The following is a 21,638-nucleotide window of genomic DNA, read 5'->3' as shown; positions in this document are numbered from 1 at the left end:
CGCCGACAAAGCTATGCGCAGCTTATCGCCACGCCCTACGGAATACCTGAATAGTTAGAACTTAAAGCCGTGGCCGCGCCTGGTATATTTATCAAGCAGCTCCCGTGATCCCTTGAGGTACTCCCGCATAATCTCCACGCGCTTACCGCGCACTCCCGGGTTGAGAACCGTCATCGCCAACTGGGCCGGCAGGGGAAGGTAAGTCCTCTGGCTGAATACCAATTCCGGCGATACGATCCTGCTGTCGAGGGAGGTCAAACGCACCCGGCACTCTTCGACGGTGCTGAGGTCTATACTCTCAGGTCCACGGCTTTTATCGCAAAAGGGGCGGGAAACCAGAAGCGCGTCGGGCAGCTCTATCCCGTGGGTGGTGCGGAAACCCTCCGCGATTTCTTTTAATCGCGAAATCCGTTTCTGTTCCATATTCTCGTAATCGTCCTTGTTTAACAGGCCGAATGTGCGACAGCTGAGCGGGCGCACCTGCCGGATAAGACAACCGTTTTCCCCGCCGTGGAAAGCACATTTCTGCTCGGGTTCCACCAGTTCGAGAAAAAAGAAGCCGATGGCCCGCCGGACGATTACCGACTGCTCCTGCGGTAAACGTTCCCGGAGGTGGGTATACACATTAAGGTACTCGAGAAAAAACGCCGCCGGCGCGCCTTTGCAACACTCGCTGCAATCCCCGCACTCCCGCTCCGGGATCTGGGCATAAAGATCGTTGAGTTCGGTGAAATAACCGTTGTTTTTCGCGTAAATCAAGACTGAATATACATCCCCGACCGGTAACATTATCCACTGCTCCTTATTTGCCAGGCTTGGCGTTTTTTAGGCAAACCTGTTAGAATATTTACGGAACCATTTCGCCTCTTCGCGGCTTAATCCTTTTCTCCGGATAAAATAATACAAGCCAATCTGTTTCCTCAAGAAGGAGCGCTGTCATGGCAATTTCTTTTACCGAAATCATCTGGACCATCATTATCATCTCGGCGTTCTGGCCCATGTTGAAGCAGCAACGCCTGGAGATCCAGCGGTTGCGTCTTATCCGGAGCCTGGAGCAAAGAAGGGGATCCCGTGTGATTACCATGATTCACCGCCAGGAGCTTCTGAGCTTCCTCGGCCTTCCCTTGAGCCGTTACATCAACATTGAAGACTCCGAGCAGGTGCTGCGGGCCATCCGCTTCACCCCGCCGGATATGCCGATCGACCTCCTGCTGCATACCCCCGGCGGGCTGGTCCTGGCTGCGGAGCAGATCGCCAACGCTCTGGCAAAACACCCCGCGCGGGTGACGGTCTTTGTCCCGCACTACGCCATGTCCGGCGGGACGATGATCTCTTTGGCCGCAGACGAAATCCTGATGGACGACAACGCCGTCCTAGGACCGGTCGACCCCCAGCTCGGGAACTACCCGGCTGCTTCAATCCTCGAGACCGTACGCCAAAAGGGAGCGGATAAGGTTGACGACAACACCCTGGTTCTCGCAGATATCTCCCGGAAAGCGATCCGGCAGGTCGAGGATTTCGTCAAGTTTATACTGCTCGACAAAGCAGACGAAAAAAAGGCCGCGGCCATTGCCCATTTCTTGACCGGCGGTCATTTTACCCACGATTATCCCATCACCCCGGAACAGCTCAGGAACCTCGGACTGCCCGTTCAAACCGAACTGCCCAAGGAGATCTACGCCCTGATGGAACTGTACCCGCAGCCCGGCCAGCGCCGTCCTTCGGTGCAGTACATCCCGCTCCCGTACAGCCGGGAGCGGGACGGCAAACGTTAGAAGAAGTTCAAGGTTCAAAGTTGAAAGGCAGAATACAGCATAGCTTTTTCTGAGTGGCTAAAACGGTCAGAAGTCTGAATATAGAATGAAAACTATATTCTATATTATATATTCTATCTACTGTCTACTCCGTTACGGTAACGAAAGGACCGCTCCCGCTTTCTCGGCAAAATAACGCACCAGACCGGCGTAGATGGCAAAGGCCACCTTGCTCTGATAGTTAGGCTGCTGCAGAAGGGAAAATTCGCGCGGGTTTGTAAGGAAACCGATTTCCACAACAACCGAAGGCATCTTGGTCGTACGGCCGGTGAAATAATCACACTCCTTCTGAACGCGGTTCGTGTTCCTCAGCAGTGTTTGAAGTTCGGATTGAATAGCCCCCGCCAGTTGGCGACCGTCAGGGCAGCCGGGTTGCGAAAAAGTCTGCGCGCCGTGTTCGTTGTCCTCCTGGAAGCTGTTCACATGTACGCTGACAAAAACATCGGCGCCGTTTTCGTTGGCCACCGCCACCCGCGCCTTGAGGTCCCTGCGTTTCCAGGTCTCACCTTCGCCGGTGTCGGGTTTCGCCACGTCGCTGTCCTTATCCCGCGTGAGCATAACCCGGGCGCCGCCCTGCTCCAGGAATCCGGCCAGCCTGAGCGCCACCGCGAGCGTGATGTCTTTCTCCCGGACATCGCCCCTGACAACCCCCGGGTCAGGCCCGCCGTGCCCGGCATCCACCACCACCAGTTTGTCTATCATTACGGGCGCCAGCGCCGCAACTTCCCGCTGCTCGGCGGATACCACCGTAAAGTTGTACGTCCGCACGGCTGCGGCCACAAAAAAATATGCCCCGACACCCAAAATGAAAATCTTAAGCGCGGGACCAATCCTCGACCTTTTCAGAAAACGCCCCCCTTCCTCCGTTAATTGGTGTTGTTAAAACAGTACGTTTTCGGAAAAGGGGTTATTACTCGGAAAATGGTTCTTCTTTCGTAGGGCACAACGATAATCAACGCATTGCTGCGTCAACCCGTTGGAGCCGAATCCTCACGTACCTCTATGTACGCTCCGGTTCGTCTCCAACGTTCTTCCTTGCACTGCATCACTTCTCGTTGCGCTCCGTGTATGCTAACAATACTGCTTCTAAGTTCCAAGCTTACAGGTCCTAATTTTAAGTGAGCAACTGCGAAGCACATTCTGGATTCCGGCTACTTCCAGCACTCAGGTGTTAAATCCATCGTTAATACGCGGAGTGCAAGTCGGCTAATAGATACCATTACTATCAATGGGTGTAATTACTCCGCTGAGTGCTGGATGAATTGGGTCCCGAAACCCATGCCCGAATAGTCGCTAACGCTTCGAGAACTGCGGCGCCCGCCGGGCCTTTTTCAGCCCGTATTTACGCCGTTCCTTCATCCGCGGGTCGCGCGTCAAGAAACCGGCCTTCTTCAGGGCGGAGCGCAGATTCGGGTCCGCCTGGATCAAAGCCCGGGCGATGCCCAAACGCATCGCGCCGGCCTGGCCGCTGGGCCCGCCGCCGAAGACTTTGGCCCTCACGTCGAAACGCCCCGCCATCCCGGTGATCTCAAGCGGCTGCCGGATCAAAACCTCGAGCGTCTGACGCCCGAAGTAATTTTCAAGCGTCTGTTCGTTTATTGCGAAACTGCCCTCACCGGGCGAAAGAAAAACCCGGGCAATCGCATTCTTTCGCCTTCCTGTGCCGTAAAAATTTACCCCGGCCACCTTAATCCTCCTTTAATGATCGCTTTGAAACTCTCTGTTTGATACGCACCCGATACCGTTATTTTCAAAACACAAAGGGTTCCGGCTTCTGTGCCTGGTGCGGATGCTCAGGCCCCCGGTACACCTTCAGCTTTTCAGCCATGCGGCTCCCCAGTCGATTGTGGGGAAGCATCCCCGTTATCGCCTTGCGGACCGCAAGTTCCGGCTTTGTTTTCATCAGCGTTGCGTAATTAACCATCTTTAGGCCGCCCGGATACCCGGAATGCCGGACGTAGAACTTATTCTGAAGCTTGTTGCCGGTAAGAACCACCTTATCGGCGTTTATCACGATGACGTGATCACCCGTGTCAACATGCGGGGTAAAAATGGGTTTATGCTTCCCGCGCAGGACCCGCGCCGCTTCGGTCGCCAGCCTGCCGAGGGGTTTCCCCGCAGCGTCAAGAACATACCACTTGCGTTCAAACTCACCCGGCTTTGCTACAAATGTCTGCATTTTTCCAACTCCTTATATCAAGACCCGGTTAAGACCTTTGTCCTCGCGAAACTCCAATGCGTTTCGCGACTTCCAAACAAACTTTAATATACCACCGTTTCCGGCAGTTTAGGTTTCAGAAATGTTACTCTAAGCCATAATCATGCAAAGAACAGTTTAATACAGACCGTTTCCATCTGTCAAGAGTTCGAATTCAATCGTCCGGTCTTCGGTGGAAGCCCGGACCACCCGTACGCGGACGGGATCCCCCAGGCGGTAAATCCTGCCGCTGTTCCGGCCCGTCAACGTATAACCCCTCTCATCATAGACGTAGAAATCGTCGGTAAGCGTCCGGACATGGACCAGGCCTTCCACGGTGTTCTGAAGCTCTACATAAAGGCCCCACGCGGTAACCCCGCTCACAAAACCTTCATACAAATTTCCTATTTTATCCTGCATAAAAGCCACTTTTTTGATGTCCGTCGCTTCACGCTCCGCCTCTATCGACACCCTCTCCCGCTCCGATGAGAGCGCGGCTGCGGCGGCTGCCCGCGCCTGCAGTTCGGCGGCCCGTTTTTCCGTCAGTTCCCGGTCAAGCGCTTCACGCAGTACCCGGTGGATGAAAAGATCGGGGTACCGCCGAATCGGTGAGGTGAAGTGGGTGTAGTATTCCGACGCCAGACCGAAGTGACCGGAGCGCTCCGCTGAATATCGGGCCTGCTTCATAGAGCGAAGCATCACCATGTTAATGAGCCTCTCCTCGGGTTTTCCCGTAACGTTGTCGAGAACCGTCTGAAAACTCGCCGGTTCAAGCCGGGTGATTCCCCGCGTGCTGTACCCGAAAGCCCCCAGAAGCTGCTCCAGAGTGGCGAGTTTTTCGCCGTCGGGTTTCGGGTGAACCCGGTAAAGGAAGGGCAACCCGAGGATTGCGGCGTGCCTTGCTACCGTCTCGTTGGCCAGAAGCATGAATTCCTCTATGATCTGCTCGGCGATGGTCCGCTCGGCCCGCAAAATATCAAGCGGCCTGCCGGAATCGTCAAGCTTCACAAACGTTTCCGGAAGGTTGAAGTCTATCGCCCCTTTGTTGAGGCGGCGGCGGCGCAAAACAAGACACAGATCCCGCATTCTGTCGAACTTTTCGACGAGAGGACGGTAACGTTCAGCCAGGGTCGAATCTCCTTCAAGAATCCGGTATACCGCCGCGTATGTCATCCGCTCGCGGGAACGGATAACCGACGGAAATATCTCATGACTTGTCACCCGGCCCTCGGGATCGATGTTCATCAACACCGAAAACGTCAGCCGGTCTTCGTTCGGGTTCAGGCTACAGATTCCATTGGAAAGCCGCGGCGGCAGCATCGGTATAACCCGGCCGGGGAGGTAAACGCTGGTCCCGCGCTCCATAGCCTCCCGGTCCAAGGCGCCGCCTTCCCGGACGTAGTACCCTACGTCGGCGATGTGGACGCCGAGCTGGTAACCGCCCCCGGGCAGAACCGCAAGACTAACCGCGTCATCAAGGTCCTTGGCGCTCTCCCCGTCAATGGTCACAATCGACCATTGCCTGAGGTCGCGACGCCCATGAAGTTCTTCTTCCGCCATAACCCCGGATACGACTGCAGCCTCCGCGAGCACCTTCGCGGGGAATTCGTCCGTCAGTTCGTAGCGGCGGCATAAGGTAAGGATATCCATACCCGGCGCATCGCCGGGACCGAGCACTTCCACCACGCGGCCTTCCGACGGGGTCTTCGCCGAAGGGTAGGCGGTAAGCTCCACCACGACCTTGTCACCGTTCTTTGCTCCGGTCATCCGCCCCCGCGGTATTACAACACCTGAACCCAACCGCGCGTCATCCGGGATTACTACCGAAAACCGCCTGTTCTTGCTGAGCGTGCCCACCAGACGACGGTTGCACCGTTTCAGGACCCGGACCACCTCTCCCTCACGGGTCTTCCCCCTGCCCACGGGCAGCAGGCGCACGGCTACCCGGTCGTTGTGCATCGCCCCGCTCAGGTTCTCCTGCCCCAGGAAGACGTCCGGACTCCCCTCGGCGTCCGGGATTAGAAAGGCGTATCCCTTCCGGTGGCTCTCAATCCGGCCCACCGCCAGGTTAAACTGCTCCGGTAAACCGAAACGCGCCGCGCGCGTCTGGTAGATCAGCCCGTCTTCCACCATCCGCCGGAGCAGCTTTTTAAAGGCGTTCAGTCCCCTGCCCTCCGGAAGAAAGACCCGTGCCAGTTCGGCTTCGGTAAGCGGGCGGTAGACTTTCCGGCGCATATATTCCAGAACTTCTTTCTCACTTGTCATTTGGAAGTGGGGAACTCCTCCTTTTATAAAGAAAACAGAATACAAAAGTCAGAATATAGAATATAGAATGCAGAAGAGAAAAAAGACTTGCAACTCACAACTTCTGTATACTACCTTCTATTTTCCGGCTACTGCTTATTCTACCCGGAAGTAAAAGCCAAGGCAAATAAAAAAAGGCCGCACTCACATGACGGCCAATCTCCTTATCAGACGCCCCTCAAAACCTATCTCCCAAAAGGTGGCTATTCAGACACCCCACAGGCGCGGCGATTTGAGAGGTGGGAGGCGTGGAACCGTATTCCGGCCCTACATGCTCAAATCGCTCCTTGTAGCGTTAAACAGAGGCCATCTTCACCGATCTCTTGACGCTTTGTACCGGAATACTCGCCACAAGGGCCACCATGTTGTCCGAGGTATCAAGGGTAATCTCCAGGCTGTTCTCATTTATATCGAAATACTTTGATACCGCCCGGATGAGATCGTCTTTGAGCATGTTTAACAGTTCGGGCGATATATTCGCCCGGTCGTGAACAAGAACCAGGCGAAGCCTGTCTCTCGCCATATCTTTGCTACCCGGGGAACTCCGCTGAAAAAGCCGCGCTAAGAACTCAAGCAAGGCCCTGCCTCCTTTCCAATGGTTGATCCCTTTATAAAAATAACTCAAATATTCCCGAATCGCAGCCATCCATAATGGCTTTAAAATAATGCTTCTGCTAACTAAGGCCGATTATCTTGCGCAACCGTGTAAAAAGGTTCCCGTTTCGCTCAAGTTCCATCAGCGGTACGGGGTCACCCAGGATCCGCAGCGTAACGTTCCGGAAGGCCTCCCCTGAGCGGGACCGGTCGTCCAGAACCACGGTGTCGCCCCGGTTAGTGGTAACTATTATCTGCTCGTCCTCCGGTATTACCCCGAGGAGGTCTATCGCAAGGATATCGATAATATCATCTATGTTCATCATGTCTCCCTGCCGGACCATCTTTGGTCTTAACCGGTTTATAACCAGTTTCGGCTCACGCAGGTCTGCGGCTTCCAGGAGCCCGATCACCCGGTCGGCGTCGCGTACCGCTGAAACCTCCGGTGTTGTAATCACAATAGCCTTTTCCGCTCCGGCGATGGCGTTGCGGAACCCCTGCTCTATTCCGGCCGGACAATCGATGATTACGTAATCGAATTCCTCCTTAAGCTGGAGGCATATCTCCTTCATCTGCTCGGGCTTAACCGCCGTTTTGTCTTTAGTCTGCGCGGCCGGCAAAAGGTGAAGGCCCTCAAAACGCTTGTCCTTAATCAAGGCCTGCTTTAACCGGCAATGGCCGTGGGCAACGTCCACAAGGTCATAGACAATACGGTTTTCTAAACCCAGAACCACGTCGAGGTTCCGGAGGCCGATGTCGGCGTCTATCAGGGCCACCTTGTAACCACGCAGGGCCAGCCCCGCGCCGATGTTCGCCGTGGCCGTGGTTTTACCGACCCCCCCTTTGCCAGAAGTAACTACAATGACCTCTCCCATTACGTGTCCTCCCTACACCTAAAATTTTCTTCTTGGTATATTGCGCTAAAACCTCACCTGGCTTTCCGCACAAAGGTCAGACGCCGGAAGCGGCAGGTCGACCCAAACATCCCGCGCCCAACCACGTTCTTCCGACCTTCGCTCTAAGAAGCCGTTGCATCCTTCATCCTACATCTGTTTTTCGGTCTCCGCCCAGCACTCAAATCGTGCCGATACAACCCCTGCGTTTTCAATCATTCATTGAGCGCGACAAGTCTGATCACCGAAACCGGCCGTTATATTTTTAGTGATGTTTTGCAACACTCTTCCAAGTCTGCAGGCTGAATCTATGATTCTTCCTCATGATCGTCATCAGGCGACTTTGGGATCCTCAGACTGCTTGTCTGGCGCTCCCCCGCAGTCAGAAAGGGATCAATGGTTACCACACCTTCTTTGATGCGCGCCACCTCGGGTTGCCCCGCCGAAACCATGCCTTCCGGCGGTCTCGAAATATGGCCTGCTATCCGGAGCTGCGTGGGCTCAAATCTGAAAGCGATCACCATCGCTTTTTCGTTTCCGCCGGCACCTGCGTGCACCGTGCCCCTCAGGGCTCCTATAACGATCACATCACCCGTAGCCGCCACCTGCGCTCCGGGATTAACATCCCCTAAGACAACCACGTTTCCGGGATAATAAACGCTTTGTCCAGATCGCAAAGTCCTTTGAACCAGGACCGTCTGGTATTCCTCCGCTCTGACGACCCGGGATTCGGCCAACATCTGCCCGGGCTCTGGCCCCATAATTTATCCCCCTCCTCCCCTTACCTATTCGCCGCCGGGGAACCAAATCCTGCTAAACCAAACTAAAATATCCGGTGATTTAAACGCTTTTTATTTAATTATCTGACAAAATCCATAGGTTTTCAGTGATATTCTTCAACATTGGTAAAAACACGGCATGCTGTTGGAAATGAATTGTTGTCAGCGGTCCGAATCAGTCGCCCGCACCGTCTTTTTGAAGCTCGTCCTGCATCCGCAACGGCAGGCCGAGATACGCCGCAAGAATATCCCGCACCACCGGCGCCGCCACCGAACCACCGTGTCCCGCGTTCTCCACCGCAACCGCTACCGCTATTTCCGGTTTATCCGCCGGCGCGTAAGCCACGGTAAGCCCGTGGGTCGCCCCTCCCGGCGCCTCGGCCGATCCCGTTTTCGCGGCCGCAGGGATCGAAAAATCGTAGAAAGATCCGTAGGCCGTACCGCCCGGCTTGGTGACCAGCGCCATCCCTTCCTGAACCACTTTCAGGTTTTCCGGCTTAACGTCCGCCCTCCGGATTACTTCGGGCTTAAACTCGACCACCTTTTCCCCTTTAGGCCCGACCACTTTTTTCACCAGATAAGGTCTGTAACCGGTGCCCCCGTTCGCGATCATCGCCGCATAGTCGGCGAGCTGAAGCGGCGTGTAAAGATTATACCCCTGACCGATCGAGGTGTTAAGGGTATCGTAAGCGCGCCATTTGAGATCCCAGGCGTAACGATCATACTGCGCCTGAATCCCGGCCTTTTTGCTGTCACGCTCCTTTTCCAGCTTCGTTTTTTCTTCAGGATCTTCGGTCCGGGACAGGAGAAGCTTGTATTCCTTGTCGACCGCCTCAAGCTGCGGCTGATAAACAGAATCGAGGTAAGTCTTCACCGTGTTATACTTGTACTCCGGCGTCGGTACCACCCCTGCCATTTCACCGGGCAGACCGAGTCCGGTTTTCTCGCCGAGGCCGAACATTTTGGCCGTCTTGGCTATATTGTTGATTCCGGTGATATTGCCGACCGTCCAGAAATAAACGTCGCAGGAAACCTGAATCCCCTTGAGCAGGTCCACCTGTCCGTGCCCGCCCACCAGCCAGTCGTTGTACACCCTTCCGAGGCGGAAAACGCCCGGGTCATAAATCCGGAACTTGGGCGTTATCTTCCCCGATTCAAGGCCCGCCAGGGCAGTTATCATCTTGAACGTCGAGCCTGGCGGGTAAGCCCTGAGCGCCCGGTTTAAAAAGGGCTTGTTGGGCGCTCCGAAAACGCTCTGTACCTCCTGCGGCGTCATATCTCCCGTAAACACGGCAGGGTCGTACACCGGGGAACTGGCCATTGCCAGAATCTCGCCCGTCCGAACGTCTACCGCCACCGCCGCGCCGCCGGGCGCCGTGTTCCCTTCCTTCCGCGACGCTTCAATCACCCGTTTCAACGCTTCTTCGGCAACCCTCTGCAGGTTCAGATCGATAGTAAGGACGAGGTTTGACCCCGCCACCGGCTCGGTTATCCCAAGGTCGCGCACCGGGTGCCCCATCGAATCCACCTCCACGTAGCGGGCGCCGTCCTTGCCCCGGAGGTAGTTTTCAAACACATACTCCAACCCGTCCTGGCCGTACGCATCGCCGAGCTTGTACCCTTCCTCCTTATGTTCTTTCAATTGTTTCGGCTTAATCTCCTGAACGTAACCGAGAACATGTGCCAGCATCGTCCCGTACGGATAATAGCGCACCGGGGTTATGTCCACCAGCACGCCGGGAAAATCCTCCTGGTGCTCTTCGATATAGGTCACGAGATCCAGTGGAACATCCGTAGCCACACGCACCGGCTCGTAAGGAAGGGTGTGCGCCGCAAGTTTTTGTTCGATTTCCGCTTCGCTTTTGTCGATAACCTTGGAGAGCCTTTTGATTACCTCCGGGGAAACCGGTTCCCCCAGGTTGGCTAACGAGATAGTAAAGACGGGATGGTTCCCCACAATCTTCCGGCCGAACCGGTCCATGATTTCCCCCCGCGGCGCACGGATGTTCATCGGGCGCAACCGGTTTTCCCGGGCCATCATCTCGAACCGCTCGGTCTGGAAAATCTGAAGCTGAGCCAACCGGAAGAAAAGGACGAGAAAAACCGCGGTGATTATAACCAGCAAAACAGTTGTTTTCTTGTCAACCAATTTCCGTTCCAAATCAGAACCTTTCCTCCCGCAAAATCCCGCGAATTGTTGAGTTTCTGTACGGCTGGTAAAACAACAGACTCACAAGTCCGTTGTAAACGGCTGCGGGCAATACCACCCGCAAGAAGACCTCGCCCGGTGCCAGGGCGATTCCCAACGTAAGAAGCAGGACGTACATCACACAACCGGAAACGAGGCTGGTACCCCAAACCATGGCCGCGGCCACAATCGAATTCTCTTTATAAACGTACTCCCCCAGGCCCGCGACGTAACCCGCCGCAAGCTTGCTCAAAGCATGAAGTCCTATGTAATACCCGAAGGCTAAATCTTCCAGTATACCCGCAATGAAACCCCAAAAGGCCCCTTCACGCGGGCCTTTTAAGAAACCGTTAAAAACCACCAGCAGGAGCAGAAGGTCCGGTTTCACCCCGGCCACCCGGAGGAAATTCAAAACGGTCTGCTCCAGAAGAATCGCGACGGCGATAAGACACAGCATCAGAATGACCCGCATGGCCTAAAAACTCCAATTTAGAATGTAGAATCTAGAATATGGAATGGAGAAGAAAGAATCCTGACTCGTGAATCCCGACTTCCGACTTCTACCTTCTATCTACTGACTTACTACTTTTTGGCAAGCACCAGTACCTCATCCAACCGGCTGAGGTCTACCGCGGTTTTGAGGAAAACCGTTTTAAACAGTCCGCTTCCCTCCTCTTCCACCCCGGTCACTTTCCCGACGGGTATCCCCGGGGGGAAAACACCGCTGAGGTTCGAGGTCAGAACCGCAAACCCTTTGCGAACCGTTTCATCCTTGACCACGTACTGCATCCTTAACCTGCCGGTCGTATCAAGCGCTCCACGAACGATACCGGGTACCTGCGTTTCGTATACCGTACTCCCCACAGCGCTGCGCGGGTCCGTAATCAGAAGGACCTCCGCGGTGTTGTCGCTAACCGCCAGCACCCTTCCTATCAAGCCTGCCGGTGATACAACAACCGCCCCCCGTATGATGCCGTGTACCTTGCCGCGGTTGATGATAACCGTGCTGAACCAGTTATCTGGATCACGACCGATCACCGCCGCTACGATACCGGACTTTTCGTGCGTCGTCTGGTAGTTTAACAGCGCCCTAAGCCTCTGGTTTTCTTGTTCCACGGCCTGCAGTCTCTGGATTTGTCCCTCCAGATCGGCCACCTTTTTTTCCAGGGAGCGGGAATAACCGGTCTCCCGGCCCCAAGAAAAAACAAAGGCCGCGCCGGCGTTAACAATCCGAGCGGTTCGCCACATCCCCTGCTGAAGCGGAGCCGCCTTGTCCCTCGCCCACACCCAGAAAGAGTTCTGCTCCCCGGTTCGATCGATCGCCGTCAGGCGCATGGCAGCCACCGTCAGCCCGACAAGGATTAACACCAATAAAATTTTCTTTGTAACTTGCCAGGACACCGTTAGATCACCTTTCGTGGTTGTAAGAGCACCCGGCGCAACACCGCGATGTTGTCAAGAACCTTCCCTGTTCCCTGTGCAACGGCCGAAAGGGGCTCGTCCGCCAGGCATACAGGCATCCCCGTCTCTTCGCTGACAAGACGGTCCAAACCCTGAAGGAGTGCTCCTCCACCCGCCATAATGATACCGCGGTCCATTATATCGGCCGCCAGTTCCGGCGGGGTTCGCTCGAGGGTACTCTTAATCGTTTCGATGATCGCCGCCACCGTTTCGGACAGCGCCTGGTGGATCTCCGCAGCGGAAATCCTAACCGTTTTGGGCAGACCCGTAACAAGATCCCGGCCGCGCACCTCTTCGTCCAACATACCCGTCGGTTTGTATGCCGACCCGATTTTAATCTTGATGTCTTCCGCGGTGCGCTCGCCGATCATCAGGTTGTAGTTCCGTTTGATGTACTGGATAATCGCCTCATCCATTTCGTCGCCGGCGATGCGGATCGAACTGCTCGTCACGATTCCGCCGAGAGAAATGACCGCGACCTCCGTCGTCCCGCCGCCGATATCAACGATCATGTTCCCGGTGGGCTCGTGCACCGGCAGGCCGGCGCCTATGGCCGCAGCCATCGGTTCCTCGATCAGGTAGACTTCGCGCGCTCCGGCCTGAATCGCCGCCTCACGCACCGCCCGCTCCTCGACCGGCGTTACTCCTGACGGGACACCGACTATCACCCTGGGCCGGATGAAAAAAGTCTTGTTCCTAAGGGCTTTGTTAATGAAGTAGCGGATCATCGCCTGGGTAGTGTCGAAGTCGGCGATAACCCCGTCTTTGAGCGGCCTGATCGCCACAATGTTACCGGGGGTGCGGCCGATCATCTGTTTAGCCTCTTCCCCCACCGCAAGCACCTGTCCCGTATCCCTTTCAATCGCCACAACCGACGGTTCCCGGAGCACAACGCCGCGTTTTTTCACAAAAACGAGACTGTTGGCCGTCCCTAAGTCAATCCCCATGTCCCTGGAAAAAAGGCCTAAACGCAACTCTTCCAGGCTCCCTTCTTCATCAGATCAGTTTTTCCGCCTTCAGGCTGACATATCTATTATCCCCGATGATGATGTGGTCTAGGATTTCAATTCCTACAAGTTCTCCGGCCTGAATAAGCCGCCGGGTAAGCGCGACATCCTCGCGGGTCGGCGTCGGGTCACCGCTCGGGTGGTTGTGCGCCAGGATTAACGCCGCCGCGCTGCGCCGGATCGCGTTTTTAAAAACCTCCCGGGGCTGTACCCCGGTGCTGTTAAGCGTTCCAACAGCCACAGTTTCGATTTGTATCACGTGATTTTTCGTATCAAGCAAAATCACCCTGAACTCTTCCCTGTCAAGGTGCCGCATCCGGCTCATCACAAGGCGGGAAGCATCATCCGGCGTGGTAATCACCGGACGCGTTGCAGCCGGGTCACCGAGCCTCCGGCCGAGTTCAAGCGCGGCAGCCACCTGAGCCGCCTTGGCGGGACCCATTCCTGTTACCGCGCTCAACTCCTCGAGCGATACCCTGCCAAGTCCTGTAAAACCGCCGAACAACCCCAGAAGGTACCCGGCAAGGTCTAGCGCCGACCCGGCCCGTGAACCCGTCCGCAGAATAATGGCGAGCAGTTCCGTTTCGGTAAGCATCCCGGGGCCTTCCCGCCATAGCCGCTCGCGCGGTCTTGCCGACTGGGGCAGGTCGCGTATCGCAACCCGGTAAACCGCCGCGTTTTCTTTGTTTTTATCCTCCGGCTCTTTCATCTAATCTCCGCTTGGCTCAAAAACACAAATCGCGCAGTCTCGTCGTTTTTAGAAAAACCTTATCCGGCCCGCACCGCATTATTATCTTTACCACTGGTCTTATCAATAACCCTGCACGCAGACCGGAAGTGTATAAAACCATAACCGGTTTTTCCAAGAACAATAATTCTACAAATTCCGCCTTCCTACCTTCCGCGCACAGTCATCCATTTTCAGGTTAAAACCGGAACCAAAATATTTCACCACAGAGGCATAGAGTTCACAGAGAACAGAGATACCAAGACTTAATAACAAAAATGAATGCTCTGTGTCTCTGTGGTTATTCTTTCCTGCAATCCTGCACAGATCTCCTTCAACCTCCCGCCTCACACCTTCTTAAAGCAGGTTCAAACCGAAACCCCTGAGCAAATCGCCAAGCAGGTTGAGCGGCAGGCCAACGACGTTAAAGTAACATCCCTCAATCCTCCGGATGAAAACCCCGCCCAAACCCTGCGCCGCATAAGCTCCCGCCTTGTCGAGAGGTTCACCGGTAGCCACGTAGGCGTTAATCTCATCCTTTCCGAGGGGGGCAAAATAGACATTTGTCTGCTCATGCCCGACCGCTGCCGCCCCCTCCGGCATCGCCAGCACGGCCACTCCGGTAAAAACCGTGTGTCCGTTGCCCTGAAGGGAAGAGAGCATTTCCCTGGCCTGGGCGGCGTCCACGGGTTTCCCGAGAACGCGGCCGCGGTGAACGACCACGGTATCGGCGCCGATAATCAGGCCTTCCGGTATCCTTTTGGCCGCGGCCTGCGCTTTCCGTGTTGCGAGAACCTCCACCGCCTTTTCCGGAGGGAGCGGGGGCATCGTTTCATCCACGGACGCCGTCAGGACCTCGAACTCGACGCCCAGAGTTGCCAGGAGCGCCCGCCGCCGGGGCGATGTTGAAGCAAGAAAAAGTCGTTTCATAGCCTTCTGTATGCGAGGTATCCCACGATAAAACCCAGGACCGTAAGCGGCCCCATCACCATGGAAAAACCGACGGTGAAACTCAAGAACTCCAGATTAATAATGGCCGGGCCAAAACCCAGATGAGAGGCGTTTTTCAGAAAGGGAACAGCCCCGGCCAAAGAATCTCCGAGGGCGCTCCCCGCGAGGCCGCCGATAACGATTAACGCCACCAGAAGCCACGGGTTCCCGGAAGTCCTGGGCGTTCTCACCAAACTCAATCCCCCAATACAGCAGGCAGCATACAGTAGACAGCAGATAGTAGACAAAATAAGAAGAAATACTGCCTACTACCTACTGCATACCGTATTAAGTTTATCCTAAACGAGACGCGCTTGACAAGCCGCATTGGGGTGGTAGAATTCCCCTCAACTGAAGGCAACTATTCAGGTACCATGTTGGGCGCGGGAATCCCACTTCCAATCCCGCACTTCTCACTTCCCAATTGCTTGCCTCTCACCGCCCCGCACTCAACTCAGCCGGTGAAGGCGGCCTGATTCCGCTGCTTTTACACATAAAGTTGAGTGCTGGGTAAGTGTAATATAAGTTGAATAGTTACAACGTAATAAGGCGTAAAAGACCCTCCGCTCCCTTGATCAGACCGATATCCTAACCACCATTTCCAGTTCCACGGGCGCACCCAGCGGCAGGGCGCTGACGCCCACCGCCGCCCGCGCGTGACGGCCCGCCGCCCCGAAAACCGACTCTAAAAGCTCAGAGGCCCCGTTCAGGACTTGAGGCTGCCCGTAGAAACCCGGCGCGCCCGCCACGTACCCGGTTATTTTTACCACCTGCAGCACTTTATCCAGGCTCCCCGCCGCCGCCCGCACCACCGCAAGGCAGTTTACGGCGCACAGCCGCGCCGCGGTCTGACCCGCTTCCAAGGTCAGTTCCTCCCCCACCCTTCCGGTGTAACGCAGCGCGCCGTCCGCCACGGGAAGCTGTCCCGAGGTAAAGACCAGATCGTTGACCACGACAAAGGGAACGTATGCCGCCACGGGACGCGGCGCCTCCGGCAGCGCTATCCCCATTTCCTTAAGCCGCTCCTCACACCCCACCGCAACTCCCCCCTAAAAAGTTCAAGGTTCAAGGTTCAAAGTGTAAAACAGAATACAGAATTAAAACCAGAATTCAGTAGTCAGTATATAGAATGGAGAATTTTGAAACCGGAATCAAATGCCGGAATACTTAAAAGGCTGCTTCGTCCAGTCCATACTGAGGACCGAGGACTGTCGGCTGAGGACTTCTATCTTTACCTACTACCTACTACCTACTATCTACTATCTAACGCCTACTGCTCCTAGACTAAAGATTGGTTCCGCACTGACTCCCGACTCGGAACCCGCGACTTGTGACTCGTGACTTCTAACCAACGACTGAGGACCTCCGATCCGGGACTTAACGTAACCCTTACCTTTCCTCTTCTCCCTTCCGCCTTCTACCTTCTGCATTCTACCTTCTATATTCTCCCTGCTGCCTGCGGCCTCTGCCAAGGTCAAGATGAACCGCATATTCGTCTTCGGTCTGACGTTTGTATTTTCGCCGTGCGGGTTTAAACTCCTTTCTATCTGCGTTTCATAGCAGACTGCACCCTTTTTAATACTGTTTTTCTTGGCGTCTTGGCGGCTGGAATGGTTTCTATTTAGGAAATTCCGGCGGCAGCAGCAGCGTCTCCACCGCCTCGTACAACGGTCTGACAACCGTCTCAATCCCTTTGGTGATGTTCGGCAGCGGAAGGTGTAAGATCTGACCGGCTGCCAGGGTGAAACCAAGGGCGGAAATCACGATAAAGGCGTACAGTTCCCGGCGCATGTTGTTCTTAAGCATGCGGGGCACCTCAAAGTAAGCCATTGCCGTGAAAATCAGAATCAAGAGCAAGATATAGGCCATTTAACCCTCGCTTCTTGTTTATTTTCTCAGTTTCGACGTCGTCGTAAGCGGCGACTTCCGCAGTCCGGTGCGCCTTATCCTGGCGTCGGCCGCGACCTTTACCTCAACCCTGGGAAAATGCTGCTCGGACCAGTTCTTCTCCATCGCCCGCCATTGGCGGGGGTAACGCCGGTGAAAGGCCGCGCCGAAACCAAAGACGTCGCTTTTACACGCCTGGGCCTTACGCACCGCGCTTGTCACCTCCCTCGCGATAACTTTGGACTGCAGCGCGTCAAGCTTCTTTATCCCCTCCGGCTTCCCCACATCAAGGTCGCACTCGGTTTCTTCGAGGTTGGCCTCCTCCCGGATGTTTACAGTAATCTTCAGCCGCCCGTCGCGTGTTATCTCCGGTTTCATTTCAGCATTCGAGCGGATTACCTCGATCGTGGTGTAATTCTTCCCTTTGGGGCAGGGCAGCGGGAGCGGGCCTCCCCTAACAATCCCCTGGGTCCACAGGAGCCCGCGCGTTTCCGTATCGTCCAGAAACCCGACAAGTCTGTCCTTCCTGAAAAGCGCCGTGCCCCCTACTTCTATTTCGAGATAGGGCTCCGGAGCAGTGTTGGGGGCGTTCTTGTACGGTCGGAGGGTCTGAGTCGGATTCTTCCGTACCCTGACCACCGGACAGTATGCCTCCCGCCCCTCCTGGCTCATCGTATCCATGAAATCGCCCAAGCGCACAACCGGAAAGTAGTATGTAAACCTCTGGTGGCGTAAAATCGCCTCGATGCGCAGCGTCGCGCACGTCTCGATCGCGCCCGGAACGTCCATGATCTCCTCCATCTCCCCTCTCCCGACCATCGCAAAGCTTAGCTTGCGGCTTTCTTCGCGACGGTTGAAAAAGCTCAGTACATGAAGAAGGCCTTTGCGCGCAAGCCTTTCGGAAAATATTACCTCGCGGTTCTGGGTCATAGTGATCCGCCGCGGCACCAACAGGTTCATCTTCCTCAGCGCTTCGAAGGCGGTCGGCCCGACCGCCTGGTAGTTCTCGAATCACTTCGCGGAGATGCTCGCGGCGGGAGTTATTCCCCTGGCGCCGCCGCCGATGACACGCGGGTTCACAACCTGGGCCGTCAACTTGATTTTATTCCCGGAAGCGATGTCCACGCTCATCCCCGTAACGTAGGCCTGGTCTTCGATCTCCACAACATCCCAGCAGCCCGCCGCCAGGGCTGAAAGGACAACCGCCAGAAACAGCGCGACAACCCGCTGCAAAACCCCTCACCCCCTTTCCTACGTTAAAGCGTTCAAGTTTCTAAGTTCAACGTCTGTAGAAGTGCACCGGAACTGACGCGCCATTTTCTTTTGTAACCGTTCAGGCACGTTCCAGCTTTATTCTCTTATTCCGGCTTCTAGCTTCTGACTACTGGCTACTGACCCTCTACACCTTCCCTTTACTTATCTTCCGGCGGTCCCGGTTTCAGACCGGGCGCCATGCGGTGCCAGTTGCGCTTGGACGTTCCCGGCCGTGTGCGCATCGCCCACAAGGGCGCCCTCACCAGCACATCCTTCAGCTCGTTGAATTTGAGGGGCGCCAGCGGGGAAAGGTACGGCACCCCGAAAGAGCGCAGTCCCGCAAGGTGAATGATTATCGCAAGAACACCGGTGGTCACGCCGAAAAGCCCGAGGCTTGCCGCCAGGAAAATAAGCGGGAAGCGCAGGAGGCGCAGCGGAATGGCCAGTTCGTAGGAAGGGGAGGCGAAGGAGGAGATGCCGGCCAGCGCCACCACGATCACCATCTGCGGTGACACCAGACCCGCCGTAACCGCCGACTGCCCGATGACCAGCGCCCCGACGATGCTTATCGCCTGGCCAACGGACCGCGGCAGCCTGATGCCCGCCTCACGCAGAAGCTCGAAAGTCCCTTCCATCAAAAGCGCTTCCAGGGCGGCCGGCAACGGCACCCCTTCCCGCGCCCCCGCGATGTTGAGAAGCAGTTCAAACGGGATCATCTCCTGGTGGAAGGTGGTGATGGCGACATAGAGGGGTGAGACGATAAGCGAAACCACAAAGGCCAGGTACCTGAGCCAGCGGATAACCGTGCTGATCCCGAAGGGGTGGTAATAGTCCTCGGGCGACTGCAGCAGCATGGGCAGCGTGGCTGGAACGATCAACACGAAGGGCGTGGTGTCGACGATCAGCATCACCTTGCCCTCCGCAAGGTAGGCGGCGATACGGTCCGGCCGTTCGGTGGCGAGCGCCTGCGGGAAGGGGGAATACGGGTTGTCGGCGAGCACCTCCTCAATGAAGTTCGACGCCAGAAGCGCGTCCACGTCGATGCGCTCAAGCCTCTCCCGGACCTCCCGCACCAGGTCCGGCGCCGCCAGCCCTTTTATATAGCCCACCACCACCGACGTCCGGGTCAGCCGCCCGAAGTAGAACCGCTCGAGCACCAGGTTCGGGGTCCTTATCCGCTGCCGGACGAGCATCATGTTTCTTCCGACGTTTTCAACGAAAGCGTCCCGCGGGCCGCGCACCACGCTTTCGGTGGACGATTCCTGGACCGCCCGCCCTTCGTAACCGCGGACCCTCAGTTCGAGCGCCCGGTCCTCTCCGGATACGAACAGCATGGCTCTACCGCCGAGCAGGCCGTCCGATACCGCCCAGAGGTCGCCCGCCTCTTCGACGCCGGCCAGCGTGACCGCGCGCTCCGCTATCGACGCCAGTGAAATCTTAAGGTCCTGAGGACAATCGGTAGTCAGGCCCCGCAGCACGTGGTCGCTTATCTTGGCGCCGTCGACCAGCGGCGCGAAGTAGGCCACCGCCGCCGGCGTTTTGCGCGGCCCTATCGCAAGCTCTCTTATCACGAAGTCCGTGTTCTGCCCCAGCAACTCCCGGAGCAGTCTCAGGTTCTCTTCAAGGTCGGCGGAAACCGGAGTTTTTTCGAGTTCGGAAGGCTCCCACACCTTATCCGGGTCGCCCTCCGGTTGCGCCGGCCGGGACGGCATCGGGGATTTGCGCCCGGTCCACCGCGGTTTTTGGGACTGAATTAATAAATCCTTAAGCTTTTTTATCAGGCGCGGACGCACGCTTCTCACCTCCTGCAGCCGGGTCGTCGCGCATCTTCCGTAAAACCGCTGCCAGAAGAAGTATCACTGGAAGGACAATGGTGATAAATAAGATGAAAAAAGGGACCCCCTGCGCCGCAAAGTCGGCCAGCTCGGTAACGTTCCCCCAAGCCTGGATCCCGAGGGCCGTCACCAGCGCCCCTACCGGAAGGATCAACGGGCGGTGGCTTTTGAACCCGAGCCACTGACCGAGGCTGAGCATCCCCGCGTGAAAGAAAGTGGCGAGCTTCAGCAGCATCCCTCCCACCCAGATCGCCATATAAAGGGCGTCCTGCCTGTCTAAAACCGGTAAAGCCTCGACATGCATGCGCCGGTAAAGGGTAAACCCCGGAAACATAAGCCGCCCGGTGGTTTCGGCCCCCATCATACCTATGGCGCCGATGAGCACGACGGCGAATAGAACACAAACGCCGGTGACCGCCGCAAGTCCGGCGCCCAGCGCGCGCCGCTTATCGCCGATGAAGGGTAAGAGTATCAGGACCACCACCGCCGCCTCCGTAAAGGTCGCCCCGGGCAAAAAAGACCCGGCCACTACCGGACCTATCCCATGTTCCAGGACCGGCTGGAAATTGCCGACTTCAATGTCCTTGGCGATCAGCGCAAAGAGCAGGAAGAAGGCGGGGACAAAAACACCCCAGATCAACGCCACCCGGCAGATGACCTCCAGGCCCATGTAAACCATGTACGCGGCAAGCAGAGTAAGGAGAGCGATTAAAACGATGTTGGGAGTGAGGGGGAAGTATGATGTCGACATAAGTTCGCCGAACTGGCGCTGGACGTAATACATTAAAAAGAAAAAGTAAAAGACGTAGATAAAGCCGATAAGCTTGCCGAAGAAAGCGCCGAGAACCCTGGGGGTGTATTCCACCACCGTCTGCTCCGGGAAGCGCAGCGCCAGTCTCGTTGCAATAAACACCGCCATAAAACCCAGAAGAAGCGCCGGGAATATTGAAAGCCAGGCGTCACCGCGCGCCTTCATCGCCGCCACACCGGGCGTGAAAAGGATCAGCGTCGCCAGCATCATGCTGATCTGGTAGATCATCGCCTGAAACGCCGAAATCCTGCCTTCCTCAAGCATCGCTGGCACACCACCCAGAATTTCATTTCCACTCTCGCTTCTCATATTGTTTCTCCAAAAGGAAAAAAAATAGTAAGAATTCAAAATTCGGAACCATGGTCGCGGGTTCTGCCTTGCGACTTCCGGCGTCTGGTATGACTTCCCCGAATCTTATCTGTGCAAACAAACAATAATAAGAACAAAAGCAACAGAGGAGACTTGCAATTAGTGCAAGACACTATTTATACAGGTGCGATTGCAGGCATCTCGGGCGGGCTGGTCAAACTCACCGTAGGACTCAGCCTTTACGTCATCGGCGTGGCCGAAACCACCATCCTGCACCAGGCCGCATTCGCTTTCCTCCCTGAGGGAGCGGCGATCAACTCCGCGCCGGCGCTGGTTATAGGTCTTGTGGTGCACTCGGTGTTGGCGGCATTGCTCGGCGTAATAGGGGTTTACATCTTACGTCTCACCGGTCTTTTGTACGGCGGGCTGCTCTGGGTAGTGGTCTACGGGGATTTGGCGGCGCATTTGGTACCGCTCCGGCTTTTGCGCCCGGACCTGGCCACCGTCGTAACGATGCTTTTCAACCACCTTGCCTTCGGCCTTACCACCTTTTACGCAGCAGGCCGTTTAAGAGCCGCGGCCGCCTAA

General features: G+C 56.1%; 22 protein-coding genes and 1 pseudogene. 2 read left to right on the top strand and 21 right to left on the bottom strand.

Features of this window, described 5'->3' with window-relative positions; genetic code table 11:
- Positions 1-54: 54 nt before the first annotated feature.
- Positions 55-789 (bottom strand): YkgJ family cysteine cluster protein, encoded by a 735-nt coding sequence (locus AB1500_04470; GenBank protein MEW6182417.1) that lies wholly within the window; start codon positions 787-789, stop codon positions 55-57.
- Positions 790-938: 149 nt separating this feature from the next.
- Here AB1500_04470 and AB1500_04465 point away from each other — a divergent pair, with 149 nt between their 5' ends.
- Positions 939-1,775 carry a hypothetical protein gene (locus AB1500_04465; GenBank protein MEW6182416.1) on the top strand — a complete coding sequence of 279 codons (837 nt, stop codon included), beginning with the start codon at positions 939-941 and terminating at the stop codon, positions 1,773-1,775.
- Between the two features lie 132 nt (positions 1,776-1,907).
- On the opposite strand, the gene AB1500_04460 is transcribed toward AB1500_04465, so the two are convergent.
- From AB1500_04460 to AB1500_04365, 20 genes and pseudogenes are all read right to left on the bottom strand, one after another.
- Positions 1,908-2,594 (bottom strand): N-acetylmuramoyl-L-alanine amidase, encoded by a 687-nt coding sequence (locus AB1500_04460; GenBank protein ID MEW6182415.1) that lies wholly within the window; start codon positions 2,592-2,594, stop codon positions 1,908-1,910.
- Positions 2,595-3,107: 513 nt separating this feature from the next.
- The gene (rpsI, locus tag AB1500_04455) at positions 3,108-3,500 is read right to left on the bottom strand and encodes a 30S ribosomal protein S9 (protein ID MEW6182414.1); all 393 of its coding nucleotides are present in this window, start codon (positions 3,498-3,500) and stop codon (positions 3,108-3,110) included.
- Positions 3,501-3,564: 64 nt separating this feature from the next.
- Positions 3,565-3,993: a 50S ribosomal protein L13 gene (rplM, locus tag AB1500_04450; protein ID MEW6182413.1), complete on the bottom strand. Its 429-nt coding sequence runs from the start codon at positions 3,991-3,993 to the stop codon at positions 3,565-3,567.
- Between the two features lie 156 nt (positions 3,994-4,149).
- The gene (rnr, locus tag AB1500_04445) at positions 4,150-6,276 is read right to left on the bottom strand and encodes a ribonuclease R (GenBank protein ID MEW6182412.1); all 2,127 of its coding nucleotides are present in this window, start codon (positions 6,274-6,276) and stop codon (positions 4,150-4,152) included.
- Between the two features lie 334 nt (positions 6,277-6,610).
- On the bottom strand, positions 6,611-6,892 hold the full coding sequence (gene minE, locus AB1500_04440) for a cell division topological specificity factor MinE (GenBank protein MEW6182411.1): 282 nt from the start codon (positions 6,890-6,892) through the stop codon (positions 6,611-6,613).
- A gap of 97 nt (positions 6,893-6,989) precedes the next feature.
- Positions 6,990-7,784: a septum site-determining protein MinD gene (gene minD, locus AB1500_04435; protein ID MEW6182410.1), complete on the bottom strand. Its 795-nt coding sequence runs from the start codon at positions 7,782-7,784 to the stop codon at positions 6,990-6,992.
- A gap of 326 nt (positions 7,785-8,110) precedes the next feature.
- Positions 8,111-8,542, bottom strand: coding sequence for a septum site-determining protein MinC (locus tag AB1500_04430; GenBank protein MEW6182409.1), 432 nt, complete (start codon positions 8,540-8,542; stop codon positions 8,111-8,113).
- 214 nt (positions 8,543-8,756) lie between these two features.
- Entirely contained in the window at positions 8,757-10,742 is a 1,986-nt protein-coding gene (gene mrdA / locus AB1500_04425; protein MEW6182408.1) for a penicillin-binding protein 2, read from the bottom strand.
- Position 10,743: 1 nt separating this feature from the next.
- Positions 10,744-11,241 carry a rod shape-determining protein MreD gene (mreD, locus tag AB1500_04420; protein MEW6182407.1) on the bottom strand — a complete coding sequence of 166 codons (498 nt, stop codon included), beginning with the start codon at positions 11,239-11,241 and terminating at the stop codon, positions 10,744-10,746.
- A 110-nt stretch (positions 11,242-11,351) separates the two neighbouring features.
- Positions 11,352-12,170 (bottom strand): rod shape-determining protein MreC, encoded by an 819-nt coding sequence (mreC, locus tag AB1500_04415; protein MEW6182406.1) that lies wholly within the window; start codon positions 12,168-12,170, stop codon positions 11,352-11,354.
- Between the two features lie 2 nt (positions 12,171-12,172).
- Positions 12,173-13,204 carry a rod shape-determining protein gene (locus tag AB1500_04410; GenBank protein ID MEW6182405.1) on the bottom strand — a complete coding sequence of 344 codons (1,032 nt, stop codon included), beginning with the start codon at positions 13,202-13,204 and terminating at the stop codon, positions 12,173-12,175.
- 22 nt (positions 13,205-13,226) lie between these two features.
- A complete protein-coding gene (gene radC, locus AB1500_04405) occupies positions 13,227-13,946 on the bottom strand; it encodes a DNA repair protein RadC (GenBank protein ID MEW6182404.1) in 720 nt (239 codons plus the stop codon).
- A 375-nt stretch (positions 13,947-14,321) separates the two neighbouring features.
- Complete coding sequence (locus AB1500_04400) at positions 14,322-14,894, bottom strand: Maf family protein (protein ID MEW6182403.1); 573 nt, start codon at positions 14,892-14,894, stop codon at positions 14,322-14,324.
- Complete coding sequence (locus AB1500_04395; protein MEW6182402.1) at positions 14,891-15,145, bottom strand: DUF4321 domain-containing protein; 255 nt, start codon at positions 15,143-15,145, stop codon at positions 14,891-14,893. Before AB1500_04395 ends, AB1500_04400 begins: the two co-directional genes overlap by 4 nt.
- Positions 15,146-15,529: 384 nt before the next feature.
- Entirely contained in the window at positions 15,530-15,991 is a 462-nt protein-coding gene (locus tag AB1500_04390) for a RidA family protein (GenBank protein ID MEW6182401.1), read from the bottom strand.
- 580 nt (positions 15,992-16,571) lie between these two features.
- The gene (locus tag AB1500_04385) at positions 16,572-16,823 is read right to left on the bottom strand and encodes a hypothetical protein (protein ID MEW6182400.1); all 252 of its coding nucleotides are present in this window, start codon (positions 16,821-16,823) and stop codon (positions 16,572-16,574) included.
- 18 nt (positions 16,824-16,841) lie between these two features.
- Positions 16,842-17,837: pseudogene (locus AB1500_04380) on the bottom strand (Ger(x)C family spore germination protein).
- 15 nt (positions 17,838-17,852) lie between these two features.
- A complete protein-coding gene (locus AB1500_04375; GenBank protein ID MEW6182399.1) occupies positions 17,853-18,074 on the bottom strand; it encodes a hypothetical protein in 222 nt (73 codons plus the stop codon).
- 179 nt (positions 18,075-18,253) lie between these two features.
- A complete protein-coding gene (locus AB1500_04370; protein MEW6182398.1) occupies positions 18,254-19,888 on the bottom strand; it encodes a spore germination protein in 1,635 nt (544 codons plus the stop codon).
- Positions 19,860-21,050: an endospore germination permease gene (locus AB1500_04365; protein ID MEW6182397.1), complete on the bottom strand. Its 1,191-nt coding sequence runs from the start codon at positions 21,048-21,050 to the stop codon at positions 19,860-19,862. The genes AB1500_04370 and AB1500_04365 overlap by 29 nt, the downstream gene beginning before the upstream one ends.
- 162 nt (positions 21,051-21,212) lie before the next feature.
- Here AB1500_04365 and AB1500_04360 point away from each other — a divergent pair, with 162 nt between their 5' ends.
- Positions 21,213-21,638 carry a hypothetical protein gene (locus tag AB1500_04360; GenBank protein MEW6182396.1) on the top strand — a complete coding sequence of 142 codons (426 nt, stop codon included), beginning with the start codon at positions 21,213-21,215 and terminating at the stop codon, positions 21,636-21,638.

Source organism: Bacillota bacterium, assembly GCA_040755295.1.
Taxonomy (GTDB): domain Bacteria; phylum Bacillota; class Desulfotomaculia; order Desulfotomaculales; family Ammonificaceae; genus SURF-55.
Note: the sequence above shows the minus strand (reverse complement) of the source record. Positions and strands in the feature narration are given on the sequence as shown.